A 16,409-nucleotide genomic window follows, 5' to 3' on the forward strand; every position below is an offset into this window, starting at 1 on the left:
ACTATAAGTCTTCTAAAAGAAGCAAATATAAGTTTTTAGGACAACTTCCGTACTGTAAAAAGTCCTCTTCTTTTGCCTTTTCAAAATATTTGAAAGTAGTGATGTTGGTAGGGTATTCTTTGTCGTATCGTTTTTTGATTTCGCGCAAACCATCACTTTTGTTGCCGATAATCTGACTGGTTGTGGCAAGAATTACGATATGGGAAGGTAAATCATTGGGTTTGTTTTGTCTGATTTGGTTTGAAGAGAATAGAATAGAACCTTCATCGGCAATCAGATTTTCACAGGAAGCCAGTAAAAATGTTGGGTTTTTAGGATTTGTGTAGTTTAATTTATTTTCATCCAACAGGCTGAAAAGTTTTGGTTCCAGACACATCACTTCTTTTTCAAACCAATCATTTTCTTCTAAAATGCTTTCGAAATTATCGTGCACTTCGTTTAAGTTTTCGCAATACAAAAACTTACCCCCGTTTTTTTTGAAGTTGAATGTAAAAAGTTCGTCTATGGGCATTTGAGGCTCCGGATGATAAGGGCTTAATTCACCTTCTTTATCATCATGAGAACCTTCTGAAGCGGCACCAAAAAATTTTCTGAAAAGATTCATAAATTATATAAAATCTCGAAATTTTGCGTTTGAAAACACTCAAAGATAAAAAAATCTTAATTCAATCGTACAATTGCCTTAAGATTTTTCTAAATTTTTATTAAAATAAAATATTACATTTCTGTAATTGCTTCACTCTCTGATTTTTCGAAAGGACGCTTCCCAAAAATAGTTTCAAGGTCATCTTTGAAAATCACTTCTTTTTCAATCAAAATGTCCGCCAATTGCATTAATTTATCGCGGTTTTCATTTAGAATCTGAATCGCTCTCTGATACTCGTTTTCAATCAAACCGGAGATTTCCTTATCAATTACCTGAGCCGTTTCTTCCGAATACGGTTTAGAGAAATTGTAATCACTCTGACCCGAAGAATCGTAGTAGGTAATGTTTCCTAATTTATCGTTCAAACCGTAAATTGTTACCATTGCACGGGCTTGTTTGGTTACTTTTTCCAAATCACTCAATGCTCCGGTTGAAATTTTATTGAACACCACTTTCTCTGCGGCACGACCACCCATAGTAGCACACATTTCATCCAGCATTTGTTCCGGACGAACAATCAAGCGCTCTTCCGGTAAATACCAGGCAGCTCCTAAACTCTGGCCACGTGGCACAATGGTTACTTTTACCAGTGGAGCAGCATGTTCCAGCATCCAACTAACGGTGGCATGGCCGGCTTCGTGAATCGCAATAGCGCGTTTTTCTTCCGGTGTAACGATTTTGTTTTTCTTTTCCAATCCGCCTACAATTCGGTCAACGGCATCAAGAAAATCTTGTTTGTCCACCGCTTTTTTGCCTTTTCTTGCTGCAATTAAAGCCGATTCGTTACAAACGTTGGCAATATCCGCACCCGAGAATCCCGGTGTTTGTTTTGCTAAGAATTCGGTATCAAGTTCCTCTGATTTTTTCAAAGGTTTCAGGTGTACTTCAAAAATTTCTTTACGCTCACGGATGTCCGGTAAGTCGACATAAATCTGTCTGTCAAAACGTCCGGCACGCATTAACGCCTTGTCTAAAACATCGGCACGGTTGGTGGCTGCCAATACAATTACGTGTGTATTGGTTCCGAAACCATCCATTTCCGTTAATAACTGATTCAACGTATTTTCACGTTCGTCGTTCGATCCTGACATGTTGTTTTTACCACGAGCACGACCTACGGCATCAATCTCATCAATGAAAATGATAGATGGTGATTTTTCTTTAGCCTGTTTGAATAAGTCACGTACACGGGAAGCTCCGACACCTACGAACATTTCCACGAAATCCGATCCGGATAGGGAGAAGAAAGGTACTTGTGCTTCACCCGCAACGGCTTTCGCTAATAAGGTTTTACCGGTTCCCGGAGGACCAACCAATAATGCACCTTTTGGAATCTTACCTCCAATTTCGGTATATTTTTCAGGGTGTTTTAAGAATTCAACGATTTCCTGAATCTCTTCTTTGGCACCTTCTAATCCGGCAACATCTTTAAACGTGGTTTTAACATCGGTCTTTTCGTCAAATAATTTGGCTTTCGATTTTCCGATAGAAAAAATTTGTCCGCCACCGCCACCGGCACCACCACCTGACATTCTGCGCATCATGAAAATCCAGAATCCGATAATGATGATCAGCGGAAGGAAATTGATTAGGATATCGCCCCAATTGCTTTCGGGTTCCGATGAATAATCACTTAATTTTCCGCCAGTACGGGCTTCATCCAACTTCTTTTGGAACAGTTCGGGATTTCCGATATCCAAAGAATAGTGAGGACCTACATTTTCTTTTCCTAAAATGGTTTGTTTTTCAACCTTGTCATGTGTTTTACTTTTTAAAGCTTCCTTTTTCAGATAAACTTTAGCAGTCGTTTTATTAAAAACCACTTTGCTTACCTGACCGGAATCTAAATATTGGTAAAATTTGGACAATGAAGTAGGGCGGACTTCCTGAAAATTGGAACCGCTTGAAACTAATTGTATCGTAACTAAAATTAGAAGTACCGCACCATAGATAATCCATGGACTTACCTTAATTTTGGTAGGATTTGGTTTTTTATCTTTTGACATGTAATATGACTATTAGTATTTGTTTTCGATTGTGGTGATTTTCGCATCACCCCACAAACTCTCGATGTTGTAGTACTCACGGATGTGTTTCTGAAAAACATGAACTACAATGTTCACATAATCCATCAAAACCCATTCGCCGTTTTCGTTGCCTTCAACATGCCAGGGTTTGTCCTTTAATTCTTTTGAAACTACTTTTTGAATAGAGCTAACTATTGCGTTAACCTGTGTATTGGAGTTACCGTTACATATTACGAAATAATCGCACACGGTATTATCGATTGCTCTTAAATCCAGTATATCTATATCGTTACCTTTTACTTCTTCAATTCCTTTAATGATGTTTGCCAACAGCTCATCATTGTTAATCTCCTTTTTCGCCATCTATTATTTAATATGTTTTTCGCAAAGTTACCAATTTTTGTCTTTATTTTTGAACCTTAACATAAGATTAAACTTCATAAAGCAAAAATAGTTACATGAATATCATCAAACTCGATGCCACACCTTCAACGAATGACTTTTTAAAAGCGTTACTGACAAACCAGTTTGTTGAAAACTTCACAGTTGTCACTGCGGAAAACCAAACTTCCGGCAGGGGGCAAATGGGTGCGAAGTGGGAAGTGGAATCCGGTAAGAACCTGACTTTTAGCGTACTGGTTAAGGATGTATTGGTCGAAATCACTTCGATTTTTCATTTGAATGTCTTGGTTGCAGTCAGTATTACAGAAGCCTTACAGCGCTTTACTATTTCTAATTTGGCGATTAAATGGCCTAACGACATTTTGGCAGAGAATAAGAAAATTGCCGGTGTTTTAATTGAAAACAGTTTGAAGAGCAATGGCGAAATTTTTTCTGTGGTGGGAATCGGTCTGAATGTCAATCAAAAAAACTTTGATGATTTGCCCAAAGCGACATCGCTGAGTTGTATTTTGAATCACGATTTAGACAAAGAAGCGGTTTTGGTTTCGATAATCCAAAACCTGAAACGCAATGTAGCCTTACTCCAAATTGGCGATTATGATAAATTTTGGGAAGCTTACAATCAGAAATTATTCAAAAAAGGGATTCCGATGCCGTTTGAAGATAAAAACGGTGTTCGTTTTATGGGGATTATCCAAGGAGTAACCGCAAACGGAAAACTGGAAGTACTGCTTGACAATGATTCTTTGAAAACCTTTGACATTAAAGAAGTTCAAATGTTGTACTAAATAAAAACGACTTTCAGATAACTGAAAGCCGTTTTCGCATTCCGAAGTTCGGAATTATAATTTATTCATGTTGGCTGCCAAAGTTTCAATGAACTTGCTGATTGGTCCTTTAATCATCATAGCCATCATAGGGTTGAAATCGCCATCAAAAAGCAATTGTACTTCCGAAGTGTTTGGCGTCAGTGAATTGATGTTGGCCGTTAACGTAAACGGTAATTTATCACTCGCAGCTCCCAAAACCACTTTGTTTGGCGCTACTTTGTCTTTCATTTTCAATTTGATTTCCGGCATACCTTTCAATCCGAAGATAAAAGCATTTTCATCCAATACCTCAAATTTAGCAATGGAATCCGGCATTAATTTTTCAAAATTCTTAACGTCTGTCAGAGAAGTAAACAAATATTCGGCTGATTTTTCGACGTTAACTTTTGGGCTTTCTAAATTCATATTCTTATATGTAAATTTTGTATGTTCTATTCAACTTCCACACCCCAGGTTGACGGACTTTTACGCCATTCTTTCAGTGTGTCATACTCGTCTTCGGTAATGTATTGTCTGGCAACAGCTTCTTTTAAAAGCATGTCGTAATTGCCAAGCGTGTACACTTCGATATTGGCATCTTTGAAGTTTTTTTCTGCGATATCAAATCCGTAAGTGAAAATGGCTACCATTCCTTTAACGTTCGCACCGGCTGCTTTTAAAGCTTCGATTGCCTGCAGGCTGCTTTTTCCGGTACTGATCAAATCTTCCACTACCAATACGTTTTGCCCTTTCTGTAAAAAGCCTTCCACCTGATTCTCGCGTCCGTGTTTTTTGGGTTCCGGACGAACATATACGAACGGAAGTCCCATAATTTCGGCTACAAGCATCCCGATTCCGATGGCCCCGGTGGCCACACCGGCAATTACATCGGGTTTGCCAAATTGTTTTTCGATGTTTTTGGCAAATTCCTCACGAAGGTAATTTCTAATCGGTGGAAATGAGAGGGTTATACGATTATCGCAGTAAATAGGCGATTTCCATCCAGAAGCCCATGTAAAAGGATTTTTTGGATTTAATTTAATTGCGTTTATTTGTAAAAGCAATTCGGCAGTTTTTTTAGCTGTGTCTGTGTTAAAAATCATACTACAAATGTATAAAGTTTTTGTAAACGATAAGCCTCTTTTCTTAACAAATCAAGTTGTTAAAGAAACCGATTTTCAACTTTTTCTTTTGGAAACCGTTGATATCAAGCAAATTATTGTGAAAATGTTTCAGAATAAAATTCAAAAAGCATTTTTATACCATCCCGATGAAAAAGAGATTCTTACCAAATTAAAAGAAAAAATTCCAGCTGTAAAAGCCGGTGGCGGTTTGGTTTTCAATAAAAACGGTGAAGCTTTATTCATCTTTCGCAACGGAAAATGGGATTTGCCAAAGGGCGGAACCGAAAAAGGGGAAGTGATCGAAGAAACGGCCATTCGTGAAGTGGAAGAAGAAACCGGCGTTACCGGATTAAAAATCACCCAAAAACTGCAAAAAACCTATCACGTTTTCAAACGCAACGGACGCTATAAACTGAAAATCACGCATTGGTTTGAAATGAAAACCGATTTTGACGGAATTCCGGTTGGTCAGCAAGACGAAGGAATTGAAAAAGTAGCCTGGCTGAAACCAGAGGAAATTAAGGAAGCGCTTGGCAATTCGTATGAAAACATAAAATTACTGTTTCAGGAAGAAAAAGTGGTTTAATGGCTTTTGTTTTTTTTCTGGCAGGTTAGTTTAACCGCAAAGCGCGCAAAATTTTACGTGAAGAACACGAAGATTTTTTTAATTTAACCGCGGATTAGTTAGTTGATTGAGATTTTAATCTGCGAATCTGCGTTGCAAAGAATGTGTTGCTTTTTTCCAACCATCCAGAAGGTTTTAAAGCCGGCTTGATAGCCCTGATGAGAGTGGAAATCCTGGCGTTGTGAGATTGCTTCGCGAGCTCGCAATGACAGATTGTAACGTACAGCAGGAACAGGGAATCCAAAGAAGCCCGAACCTCCCGATAGCTATCGGGACGCTCCCAAAATCTTAAGAATATTGATTTTCAAAATACACTACCCGCAAACCGCGACTGACCGCTGAAAACTTTTTCCTTACCTTTGCCGCATGTATAAAAATCCCCGTTCCAATAATATTCTTCTCAATTTAGGAATTGAAAGTCTTAACGAAATGCAGGAAATGGCACAGGATGCTATTTTGAATGACCCTAATGTTTTACTGCTTTCGCCAACAGGTTCCGGAAAAACACTGGCTTTTTTATTGCCTATTTTCGAAATGTTGCAGCCCGAAATCCATACGGTGCAATGCTTGATTATTGTACCTTCAAGAGAATTGGGTTTGCAGATACAGCAAGTCTGGAAACAAATGACCGTCGATTACAAAGTCAATGTGTGTTATGGCGGACATAATATCGAAACCGAAATTAAGAACTTAAGCAATCCACCTGCGATTTTAATCGGAACGCCGGGACGTATTGCCGACCATATCGACCGTGAGACGTTTAAGATCGATACGATTCAGACGTTGGTTTTGGACGAATTCGACAAATCCCTGCAATTGGGTTTCCACGAGCAGATGTCGTATATCATTGGCAGATTACCGAAACTGAGCAAGCGTATTTTGGTATCGGCAACTTCCGATATTGAAATTCCGAAATACACTCGCGTGGTGAATCCGACGGTTTTGGATTTTGTTCCGACCGAAAAGGAAAACGAAAATCTTTCGATGAAAATGATCGTTTCCAAGGAGAAAGACAAAATCGGAAGTCTGTTCCAATTGCTTTGTTCGTTGCAATCGGAATCGGCGATTATTTTCTGTAACCATCGTGATGCAGCGGAACGTATCAGCGAAACGTTAAACGAAAAAGGAATTTACGCCACCTATTATCACGGAGGCATGGATCAGGACGAACGCGAACGCGCTTTAATTCAGTTTCGTAACGGCAGTGTGAGTTATCTGGTGACGACCGATTTGGCAGCGCGTGGTTTGGATATTCCGGAAATGAATCACGTTATTCATTATCATTTACCTTTGAAGGAAGATGAGTTTACGCACCGAAACGGTAGAACAGCCAGAATGTTGGCTTCGGGAACGGCTTATATTATTGTTCACGAAAGCGAGAAAAAATTGGAGTATATCGATTATCAGATGCCGGTTTTAAATGTGGACAATGCCAAATCCTTACCGAAACCACCCGAATTCCAAACCATTTATATCAGCGGCGGAAAGAAAAACAAGCTGAATAAGATTGATATCGTGGGCTTCTTTTCGCAAAAAGGAAAACTGGAAAAAGGCGATTTGGGACTGATTGAAGTCAAAGATTTCGTTTCGTTTGCGGCAGTGAAATTCAAAAAAGTAAATGAATTGCTACGTAACATTAAAGACGAAAAAATGAAGGGCAAGAAATTCAAAATTGAAGTCGCCCGTAATGTAATCAAGAAGGAAGAAGAGAAATAGTTTCGACTATCGGAATAAAAAAAGGTCACAAGGAAAATTTTCGTTGTGACCTTTTTTAGTTATTGGACGATTAATAACGCATTACTTTGTAAACCGGATATTGCAAATGCTCTTTTTCATAGTATTTGGAATGTTTATACACCCAGTCCAATTGTGCATCGCCATTTTCGGCAAACTTTTTGTCTTCCTGACGTTTCTTTTCCAGTTCGGCTTTTAATTGTGGATTTTCATCCAGAATCTTTTTGGCCAGATCTTCAAAAACATAGGCAGAATAATATTCTTTCTGTTGTAAAATCGTATCGAAGAAATTCCAGTTAAAAAACGAATCGGTAGCTTCCGGTTCTAAGGTTTCTAAAAGATATTTTACGTTTTTCTGATTGGTTTTTATCACAAAATCGCCCTGACTGAATTTTACTTTCTCACGCGTGGTAGTTACCGAAGTGTTGTAATGTCCGTAATGTCCCTCAAAGGCTTCTTTGGAAGTTTTATACTCCGTGATTTTATAACTGTCAACGCTAAGAATGGTGTCTTTTTTTAGCGGCGTCATTTCAATTCGGTTTAATTTCAACAAGTCGATTACTTCCCAGTGCTGTTTCGGGACAATGTACGATTCCGGAATGAGGATTTCCTTTTTTGCTTTATAGACTTCGTAATACGGAATCATTTTGCTGAACGGCTTCGTACGGTCATAATACAAACGTTGTTTTCCAGAAACCTCGCTGGTTTTGTATTTTCCTTCATAACCTAAAAACGGAATCTGTTTCACTTTTGCAGAGTCAATTTCCCATTGAACGGTATAGCGACTGTGCGGATAGTAACCCGTTGCATTTTCCTGACGCAGTTTCTTGATTTCAGCGGTATTTTGATCGGTATAATTTAAAGTGGACAACATGTATTCGTAAGTCACTTTAACTCTGTCGCTGTATTTTTTCAACATGTGTGTTTCCACCATAGTTCCCAAAGTATTGAACATGGAAGCATATCCGGTGGAAAAACGAGGCGTTTCCATACTCTTTGCAAATCCTTTTTCCGGAAGATTATTGTGAACGTTTACGTAAGGAACCGATTCGATTTTCTTCGCTTTCAGATCTTTCAGGATGGTAGGCATCATCTTTTCGTTAAAAAATGTTCCTAAATTTCCGCCTAATTTCTGATAATGCGTGGCAATGTAAGTTAGCGTATATTGGTAATCCGCGCCATTACTTACATGGTTGTCGATAAAAACATCCGGATTTACCACATTGAAAATTACCTGAAAGCTTCTCGAGTTTCTGGTGTCTGATTTGATAAAGTCACGGTTTAGGTCGAAATTTCTTGAATTGCCTCTGAAACCATAAGCTTCCGGTCCGTTCTGATTCGCGCGGGAAGTCGAATTCCGGTTCATAGCTCCACCGATATTATATACGGGAATGGCAACAATCACCGTGTTTTTCGGAGCCGCAATTTTTCCGCTGGCCAAATCTCTCATAAGTAACATGGTTGCATCAATTCCGTCAGTTTCTCCGGGATGGATACCGTTGTTGATCAGAAGTACAGCTTTGTTCTGCGCGTTGATTTTATTGAAATCAAAAACTTTGTCCGCGTTGAAAGTCACAATATGCAGCGGTTCTCCGTTATCGGTTAATCCCATAGTTTTCATCGCAATCGTTTCGAAACTTTTATCAAGAAGCTGATAATAATTGATGGACTCCTGATAGGTTGCCGATTGGTTTCCGTTTCCTTTTTCAAAAGGCGTTTTTAAATCGGGTTGCTGTGCAAAAAGCATGGAAGTGCTTAAGAGAAATAAGTTAAGTATGTTTTTCATTGTTATTTTATTTTTACAGATTGGGGAACAAGAATGGTATAATCGCCGCCGTTTCGAATAACATCACGAACAATGCTCGAACTGATATGTGAGGTGTCTATGGACGTTAATAAAAATACGGTTTCAATGTCTGAAAGTTGACGGTTGGTGTGCGCAATCGCTTTTTCAAATTCGAAATCGGCCGGGTTTCGTAGTCCGCGCAGGATGAATTTAGCGTCCAATTTGTGGCACAAATCGATGGTTAACCCTTCATAGGTTACCACGGATACTTTGGGATCGTCTTTAAACGAGGCTTCGATGAATTTTTTACGGTCTTCCAGAGAAAACATGTATTTTTTTTCGGCATTGATACCGATGGCTACCACGATTTCATCAAACAAGGGCAACGCTCTTTTGATGATGTCAAAATGACCTAAGGTGATGGGGTCAAAAGATCCGGGAAATATGGCTTTTCTCATAATGTTGCGTATTATACTAATGCCAATTGAATAGCATTATCAAACAATTCAGTTAATGAAATTCCGGCTTCTTTAGCCTGTTGCGGTAAAATACTCTCGGTGGTCATTCCGGGAATCGTATTCATTTCCAGCATGTACGGTTCTCCGTTTACGATGATGAATTCGCTTCTTGAAAAACCTTTCATTTTTAAGACTTCATAGACTTTTTTGGAAACCGCTTCCACTTTCTGACGGATGTCATCTGAAATTCGGGCCGGTGTGATTTCCTGTGATTTCCCTAAATATTTCGCTTCATAGTCGAAGAAATCATTTTCCGATACAATTTCCGTAATCGGTAAAACCGTAGTTTCTCCTTTGTAATTGATGACGCCAACCGACACTTCTGTTCCGTCAAGGAAACTTTCAATAATGATCTCGTTATCTTCTTTGTAAGCGTTTTCAATGGCCGGAAGCAATTCTTCTTTCGATTTCACTTTCGAAATTCCGAAACTCGAACCGGATTTGTTAGGTTTAACGAACATCGGCAACCCAACGGTTTTGATGATTTCGTCCTCGTTGATTGCATCACCTTTATCCAAATAGAAAGAAGTCGCTGTTTTGATGCCGTAGGGTTTTAAAACCGAAAGCATGTCACGCTTGTTAAATGTCAAGGCTGCCTGGTAATAATCACAAGATGTTTGTGGAATACCCAACAATTCAAAATAAGCCTGCATCAGTCCGTCTTCTCCTGGTGTGCCGTGAATGGCATTGAAAACCACATCAAATTCAAGTTTGATTCCGGCATAATTCACCGAAAAGTCGTGACGGTTTACCGGAAATTCATTTTCATTGTCGTCCACCATTACCCATTTTTCTTTGAAAATATGAATTCGGTAGGCGTTATATTTTGATTTATCCAAGAAGTTATACACTACATTTCCGCTTTTTAAGGAAATTTGATATTCGCTGGAATAGCCTCCCATAATAATGGCAACATTTTTCATAAATCGTGCGTTATTTGATAAGTAATAGTTCTTACAAAATTATCACTATTTGTTGAAACCCACATCAAAAAATATTTTTCTTCCGATAAAAATGAAAAAGTGGGTTCCTGATGACATAGGCAAACAATTACTTTTTCGGAAGAAACGAAAAATCTTTAGTATTTTATATCTTTGTCCAAAACCAAAACTATGAGTTGGAAAAAATTTTTAACAAGCCCTTCCTTTTTTAAAAACTTCGCATTAGCGTTACTTATTGTTGTCGCCGCTGTTTTTGGCGTGATGAAATTTTTAAGCGTGGCAACCAACCACGGCGAAGAAATTCCTGTGCCGAATCTCTCCAAAATGTCGCTTGAAAAAGCAGAAGAACGTCTAAATGATATCGATTTGGAGTTACACTTGTTAGATACCGTAGATTATAATCCTGCTTTTCCTGCTTATTCTATTGTAGAACAAGATCCGCTTCCGGCGGTTACTGTGAAAGACGGACGTAAAGTTTATGTAAAAATTAATGCGGGAGGATATACAAAAGTTGCCTTACCGGAATTGGTTCAGAAGACATACAGACAAGCGCTGTCAACGTTACGTGCTTTAGGTTTAGAGGAAGGCGACGTGAAGTATGTGGAATATATGGCGAAAGATGTGGTTTTGGAAGTGAAACAGAACGGTAAAAAACTCAAAGCAGGCGATAGAATATTAAAATCGTCTAAAATTGATTTTGTTTTGGGAGACGGGAAAACCGGATTCCAGGACCAGGAAATGGATAGTATTAATGCGAGTGAAAAATTAGAGCCGGTTCCGGCAGAAGAAAATGCAGAATAATCAGAATACCGATCAGGAAGAACTGGAAGACGAGTTGTATGAACATCATCGTTTTGAAGCTTCAAAAGGCCAGGCGCCGTTGCGTGTGGATAAATTTTTAATGAATTTAGTGGAAAACGCCACACGAAATAAAATTCAACAGGCAGCAGCTAACGGAAATATTTTCGTGAATAACATTCCGGTGAAATCCAATTATAAAGTAAAAGCAAATGATGTGGTGCGTGTGTTGTTAGAACATCCGCCCTTCGAAAATATTATTATCCCGGAGAACATTCCGTTGGATATCGTTTATGAGGATGACCAATTATTGGTCATAAACAAACCCGCAGGTTTAGTGGTGCATCCGGGTCACGGAAATTATACAGGGACTTTAGTGAATGCGTTGGCGTATCATTTTGAAAATCTGCCAATGAACAGCAGCGAACGTCCCGGATTGGTGCATCGCATCGATAAGGACACTTCCGGATTGCTGGTAGTGGCGAAAACCGATCAGGCGATGGCCTTTTTAGCCAAACAGTTTGAAGAGAAAACTTCCGAAAGAGAATATGTTGCCCTTGTTTGGGGAAATGTAGCGGAAGAGGAAGGAACCGTTACCGGATATATCGGACGTCATATGAAAGACCGCATGCAAATGTCGTGTTATGATAATGAAGAATACGGAAAATGGGCGGTAACGCATTATAAAGTATTGGAACGATTGGGGTATGTGACGTTGGTTTCGTGTAAATTGGAAACCGGTCGTACGCACCAAATCCGTGTGCACATGAAACATATCGGACATACGTTATTTAACGACGAACGGTATGGTGGGCACTTGATTCTGAAAGGAACCACGTTTACCAAATACAAACAGTTTATCGATAATTGTTTCAAAACATTACCGAGACAGGCGTTACATGCCAAAACATTAGGATTCCAGCATCCAACAACCAAAGAATTCCTGCGTTTTGATACCGAAATCCCTCAGGATATGATGGAATGTGTTGAAAAATGGCGCGTGTATTCCAAGTCACACACGGTTGAAGAAGAAAATTAATATTAAAAAAGCCTCCAAATCCGGAGGCTTTTTTAATATAATCAATTCAAAACAATATCTCTTTTCCCCATCCATACATTGCCAACTTTCTTGACATCCACAATCCCCGAGCCGCCCTGAAGAGAATACTTGTTTTGCATGTTTTTGGGAAGGTTGGGGTCGTCCTTAAACATGAAATCGGTAATGTAAAAGGGTTCATTGCCTGGAATTTTTATTGCCGAGTGAATATGTTGTGGCGCTGTTGTTTTGGGATAGGAAGCGGGGCGAATGGTTTCAATGCGATAGTAGCCTTTCTTATCGGTTTTGCACCAGCCGTGATGCGAACCATGCCATTTCTGATATCCGGTTTCGGTTCCTTTTTTGGAATATTCACCTTTTGAATCGGTATGATACGCATATATGATAACGTTAGGATAAGGTGTTTTGTCTTTTCTGTAAACGGTCCCGCTGATGATTAATTTCTCACTCTTACTGTCATCGTCCGGAATCACCATGGTGGAAGTCAGTTGTTTGGGCATGTTGGCAAAACAGCATTCGATAGCCGCATCGGGATCATCACAAATATCCGTTTGAAGTGTTGCTGTTGGTTCGTTCAGGCTCATTTCACTATTAGTTTCCTGATTTCTGCAAAAGGTCATCAGCAAAGAGCATAACAATACGGCGATAACTTTGGAAGAAGGTTTCATGATGTAATATTTTGAAAATCAATGATATATCAAATTTACAAAATGAATTTCGTTTTTTACTTACAAAAAGTTAAGAAATACTTAATGGAGGTATTCGTCTCGCAACAACGAAAACACAAGTGAATCTTCCATAATGTTGTTCTTGCAGTAATGCTTACGCAAATGCCCTTCCTTAGTGAAGTTCAGTTTCTGAACCAGTCGCAAGGAAGGCTCATTCTTCGGTCCGATGAAAGCTTCAATGCGGTTGAGGTCCATTTCTCTAAAACCATAATCGATAACCGCTTTCAATGCTTCCGACATGATTCCTTTGCCTTTGTGAACGTCACTGTTTAAAGCATAACCGATTTCGGCACGACGGTGTTCCGTGTACCAGGTGTGGAAACCGCAGGCACCCATGACAGTGTTGGTTTGTTTGTCAATCAGCTGAAAATTCACGAATGATTTATTATAGGTCGCGATTCCTTTACGGAATTTATCTTTCTCCTTTTCAAGTTCTTCCTCGGTAACAAGACCTAAGAATGCTTTCAGCTCGTTGTCGTTATACTGCTGAAATAGGTAATCGTAGGTTTCGGGTGTCAGCTTTCTCAAAATAAGCTGTTGCGTTTCCAATAGCTCAAAAATCATTTTTTCGATTTAAATACTTAGATGTAATTCTTTTTGCTCGGGCAATGTCTATTGTAAAGATACCTGATTTCAATCGGATGGTTATTCAAAAAAAAGAGATAATGTAGGATTATCTCTTGAAGTGCTAACAGCATTCAGGCAATCTGTTTCAGGATTTCCCTTTCGGAATGATGAACAAAAGGTTTGAATTTCTCGTACCATTCCTTCCAGGCTGTAGCGTTCATTTCTTTGGCTAAATCGGTTTCAAAATCGGCAAGGGATTTATACGGCGATTCAAATATCAAACGATAACCGGCTCCTGTAAAATCGGTTAGGATTCTTCCGCCGGAAGGTTGAGTCATTACCCCAAGACCAACGGCTTCGTCGCACAATGCTTTAGCTTCTTTAAACCGGCCAAATTGCAGATAGAATATTTCTCGGACTATATACATGATACTGCTATTTAAATTAAACAAAAAAGACTAACAAAGTTAAGAATTTTAAAAATCAGAAGGAATTGAAAGCCAGTAATTTAAAACGGTGTGCCTTGCTTTCTGAAAATTGACAAATAAAACATTCTGTGTGATAATCTCTGAATTCTGAATTCAAATTTCTATTTTTGCATTACAACACAATTACTACCATGTACAAACAAATTATTCGTCCGATACTTTTTTGTTTCGATCCTGAGGCCGTACATCATTTTACATTTTCGCTGGTCCGATTTGTAAATAAAATACCCGGGATTTCCTCATTGATTAAATCTCTTTATACAGTAAACGACAAACGTTTGGAACGTGAAGTTTTCGGGTTGAAATTCAAAAATCCGGTTGGACTTGCGGCTGGTTTCGATAAAGATGCCAAATTGTACAAAGAGCTTTCCAATTTCGGATTCGGATTTATAGAAATCGGCACTCTTACCCCAAAAGCACAGGAGGGCAACGCGAAAAAAAGATTGTTTCGTTTGCGGGAAGATTCGGCGATTGTTAACCGAATGGGTTTCAATAATGGAGGAGTGGACGAAGCGGTGAAACGTCTGAATGTAAACAACGGGGTTCTGATTGGTGGAAACATCGGAAAAAATAAAATCACCCCTAACGAAGAAGCGGTAAAGGATTATGAAATCTGTTTCGATGCCTTGTACGATTATGTGGATTATTTTGTAGTGAATGTGAGTTCGCCCAATACGCCCAATCTTCGTGCTCTTCAGGATAAAGAACCGTTAACACAATTACTGCAAACGTTGCAGGATAAAAATAAAACGAAGCAAAAAGAGAAACCAATTCTCTTGAAAATTGCGCCCGATTTAACCAACGACCAATTGCTGGACATCATTGATATCGTAAAAGAAACCAAAATTGCTGGCGTAATTGCGACCAATACAACCATTTCACGTGACGGATTACAATCGGTAAACCGAATTGAAATGGGCGGACTTTCCGGAAAACCATTAACCAAACGTTCCACGGAAGTGATTCGTTTTCTTTCCGAAAAAAGCAATAAAGCCTTCCCTATTATTGGGGTAGGCGGAATTCACACCGCCGAAGATGCCATCGAAAAACTGGAAGCAGGAGCAAGTTTAGTGCAATTATACACCGGGTTTATTTATGAAGGTCCGGCCCTGGTGAAAGCCATCAATAAAAAGATTTTAGAAAAAGCATAAAACATAGTATCTTAGCCACTCAGAACCACGAAACCTTCAATGGAAAAAGTCAAAATTATCGAATGTCCGCGCGATGCCATGCAAGGCATTAAAGAATTTATTCCCACGGATAAAAAAGTGCAGTACATCCAATCGTTATTGCGTGTAGGTTTTGATACCATTGATTTCGGAAGTTTCGTTTCGGCGAAGGCCATACCGCAAATGCAGGATACGGCCGAAGTTTTGGCGAAACTGGATTTGTCGCAAACCCAAAGTAAATTACTGGCCATTATTGCCAATACACAAGGTGCCGAAAATGCCTCCATCCATACTGAAATTCAGTATTTGGGTTTTCCTTTTTCGATTTCCGAGAATTTTCAGATGCGTAATACCCATAAAACCATCGCCGAATCACTGGTAACGCTGCAGGAAATTTTAAACATTGCCGACAGAACCAATAAAGAAGTGGTAACCTATATTTCCATGGGCTTCGGGAATCCGTATGGCGATCCCTGGAATGTGGAAATCGTAGGGGAATGGACCGAGAAACTGGCCAATATGGGTGTGAAAATCCTGTCACTTTCTGATACCGTGGGAAGTTCCACACCGGAAGTTATTGATTACCTGTTCTCCAATCTGATTCCGAAATACCCGAATGTCGAATTCGGCGCTCATTTGCATACCACACCGGAGAAATGGTTCGAAAAAGTAGATGCGGCTTATAAAGCAGGCTGTCGTCGTTTTGATGGAGCGATTCAGGGCTTTGGCGGTTGTCCGATGGCCAAAGACGATTTAACCGGAAACATGCCAACCGAAAAGATGCTTTCGTACTTTACCACCGTAAAAGCGGATTCCAATCTGAGTCCGATGAGTTTTGAAAGTGCTTACAATGAAGCTTTGAAAATTTTTACGATTTACCACTAAATAATCCTGTTAAAATTATTTAAAAATAATCTAAATAAAATTTGTCTTATTTAGAATGAGTAAATATATTTGCAATTCAAAATTATTTTAACTCAATCTAAATAA

18 protein-coding genes are annotated in these 16,409 nt (G+C 39.2%); 7 read left to right on the plus strand and 11 right to left on the minus strand.

The window, feature by feature from the left end:
* Position 1: 1 nt before the first annotated feature.
* The 3 genes from BLQ05_RS09965 to rsfS all read right to left on the minus strand — a co-directional run bounded on the left by BLQ05_RS09965 (position 2) and on the right by rsfS (position 3,036).
* Complete coding sequence (locus BLQ05_RS09965) at positions 2 to 604, minus strand: hypothetical protein (RefSeq protein ID WP_023575732.1); 603 nt, start codon at positions 602 to 604, stop codon at positions 2 to 4.
* Between the two features lie 113 nt (positions 605 to 717).
* On the minus strand, positions 718 to 2,652 hold the full coding sequence (ftsH, locus tag BLQ05_RS09970) for an ATP-dependent zinc metalloprotease FtsH (RefSeq protein WP_023575733.1): 1,935 nt from the start codon (positions 2,650 to 2,652) through the stop codon (positions 718 to 720).
* Positions 2,653 to 2,664: 12 nt separating this feature from the next.
* A complete protein-coding gene (gene rsfS / locus BLQ05_RS09975) occupies positions 2,665 to 3,036 on the minus strand; it encodes a ribosome silencing factor (protein WP_023575734.1) in 372 nt (123 codons plus the stop codon).
* Between the two features lie 95 nt (positions 3,037 to 3,131).
* Here rsfS and BLQ05_RS09980 point away from each other — a divergent pair, with 95 nt between their 5' ends.
* Positions 3,132 to 3,863: a biotin--[acetyl-CoA-carboxylase] ligase gene (locus BLQ05_RS09980; RefSeq protein ID WP_023575735.1), complete on the plus strand. Its 732-nt coding sequence runs from the start codon at positions 3,132 to 3,134 to the stop codon at positions 3,861 to 3,863.
* A gap of 54 nt (positions 3,864 to 3,917) precedes the next feature.
* On the opposite strand, the gene BLQ05_RS09985 is transcribed toward BLQ05_RS09980, so the two are convergent.
* Positions 3,918 to 4,310, minus strand: a complete 393-nt coding sequence (locus BLQ05_RS09985) for a calponin homology domain-containing protein (protein WP_023575736.1) — start codon at positions 4,308 to 4,310, stop codon at positions 3,918 to 3,920.
* Positions 4,311 to 4,336: 26 nt separating this feature from the next.
* Positions 4,337 to 4,987: an orotate phosphoribosyltransferase gene (gene pyrE / locus BLQ05_RS09990; protein ID WP_023575737.1), complete on the minus strand. Its 651-nt coding sequence runs from the start codon at positions 4,985 to 4,987 to the stop codon at positions 4,337 to 4,339.
* Positions 4,988 to 4,994: 7 nt separating this feature from the next.
* Between pyrE and BLQ05_RS09995 the strand changes: the two genes are divergently transcribed.
* Positions 4,995 to 5,594 (plus strand): NUDIX hydrolase, encoded by a 600-nt coding sequence (locus tag BLQ05_RS09995; RefSeq protein ID WP_023575738.1) that lies wholly within the window; start codon positions 4,995 to 4,997, stop codon positions 5,592 to 5,594.
* A gap of 405 nt (positions 5,595 to 5,999) precedes the next feature.
* A complete protein-coding gene (locus tag BLQ05_RS10000) occupies positions 6,000 to 7,349 on the plus strand; it encodes a DEAD/DEAH box helicase (RefSeq protein ID WP_023575739.1) in 1,350 nt (449 codons plus the stop codon).
* A 70-nt stretch (positions 7,350 to 7,419) separates the two neighbouring features.
* Here BLQ05_RS10000 and BLQ05_RS10005 read toward each other — a convergent pair whose 3' ends face one another.
* From BLQ05_RS10005 to BLQ05_RS10015, 3 genes are read right to left on the minus strand one after another with little or no spacing between them, the layout of a single operon-like run.
* Positions 7,420 to 9,153, minus strand: a complete 1,734-nt coding sequence (locus BLQ05_RS10005; protein WP_023575740.1) for a M14 family metallopeptidase — start codon at positions 9,151 to 9,153, stop codon at positions 7,420 to 7,422.
* 2 nt (positions 9,154 to 9,155) lie between these two features.
* On the minus strand, positions 9,156 to 9,611 hold the full coding sequence (gene coaD, locus BLQ05_RS10010; protein ID WP_023575741.1) for a pantetheine-phosphate adenylyltransferase: 456 nt from the start codon (positions 9,609 to 9,611) through the stop codon (positions 9,156 to 9,158).
* 11 nt (positions 9,612 to 9,622) lie between these two features.
* Complete coding sequence (locus tag BLQ05_RS10015; RefSeq protein ID WP_023575742.1) at positions 9,623 to 10,594, minus strand: D-alanine--D-alanine ligase; 972 nt, start codon at positions 10,592 to 10,594, stop codon at positions 9,623 to 9,625.
* 189 nt (positions 10,595 to 10,783) lie between these two features.
* On the opposite strand from BLQ05_RS10015, the gene BLQ05_RS10020 reads away from it, so the two are divergent.
* Complete coding sequence (locus BLQ05_RS10020) at positions 10,784 to 11,413, plus strand: PASTA domain-containing protein (RefSeq protein WP_023575743.1); 630 nt, start codon at positions 10,784 to 10,786, stop codon at positions 11,411 to 11,413.
* Positions 11,403 to 12,449, plus strand: coding sequence for an RluA family pseudouridine synthase (locus BLQ05_RS10025; RefSeq protein ID WP_035654118.1), 1,047 nt, complete (start codon positions 11,403 to 11,405; stop codon positions 12,447 to 12,449). The genes BLQ05_RS10020 and BLQ05_RS10025 overlap by 11 nt, the downstream gene beginning before the upstream one ends.
* A gap of 41 nt (positions 12,450 to 12,490) precedes the next feature.
* On the opposite strand, the gene BLQ05_RS10030 is transcribed toward BLQ05_RS10025, so the two are convergent.
* The 3 genes from BLQ05_RS10030 to BLQ05_RS10040 form a co-directional block, all read right to left on the minus strand.
* Positions 12,491 to 13,135 carry a dioxygenase family protein gene (locus BLQ05_RS10030; protein ID WP_023575745.1) on the minus strand — a complete coding sequence of 215 codons (645 nt, stop codon included), beginning with the start codon at positions 13,133 to 13,135 and terminating at the stop codon, positions 12,491 to 12,493.
* 81 nt (positions 13,136 to 13,216) lie between these two features.
* A complete protein-coding gene (locus BLQ05_RS10035; protein WP_023575746.1) occupies positions 13,217 to 13,759 on the minus strand; it encodes a GNAT family N-acetyltransferase in 543 nt (180 codons plus the stop codon).
* A 134-nt stretch (positions 13,760 to 13,893) separates the two neighbouring features.
* Positions 13,894 to 14,190 carry a hypothetical protein gene (locus tag BLQ05_RS10040; protein WP_023575747.1) on the minus strand — a complete coding sequence of 99 codons (297 nt, stop codon included), beginning with the start codon at positions 14,188 to 14,190 and terminating at the stop codon, positions 13,894 to 13,896.
* Positions 14,191 to 14,381: 191 nt separating this feature from the next.
* Between BLQ05_RS10040 and BLQ05_RS10045 the strand changes: the two genes are divergently transcribed.
* Both BLQ05_RS10045 and BLQ05_RS10050 read left to right on the plus strand, forming a co-directional pair.
* Entirely contained in the window at positions 14,382 to 15,401 is a 1,020-nt protein-coding gene (locus BLQ05_RS10045) for a quinone-dependent dihydroorotate dehydrogenase (protein WP_023575748.1), read from the plus strand.
* Between the two features lie 39 nt (positions 15,402 to 15,440).
* Positions 15,441 to 16,304, plus strand: a complete 864-nt coding sequence (locus BLQ05_RS10050) for a hydroxymethylglutaryl-CoA lyase (protein WP_023575749.1) — start codon at positions 15,441 to 15,443, stop codon at positions 16,302 to 16,304.
* The last annotated feature ends 105 nt before the right edge of the window (positions 16,305 to 16,409 follow it).

Source organism: Flavobacterium saliperosum, from assembly GCF_900100625.1.
Taxonomy (GTDB): domain Bacteria; phylum Bacteroidota; class Bacteroidia; order Flavobacteriales; family Flavobacteriaceae; genus Flavobacterium; species Flavobacterium saliperosum.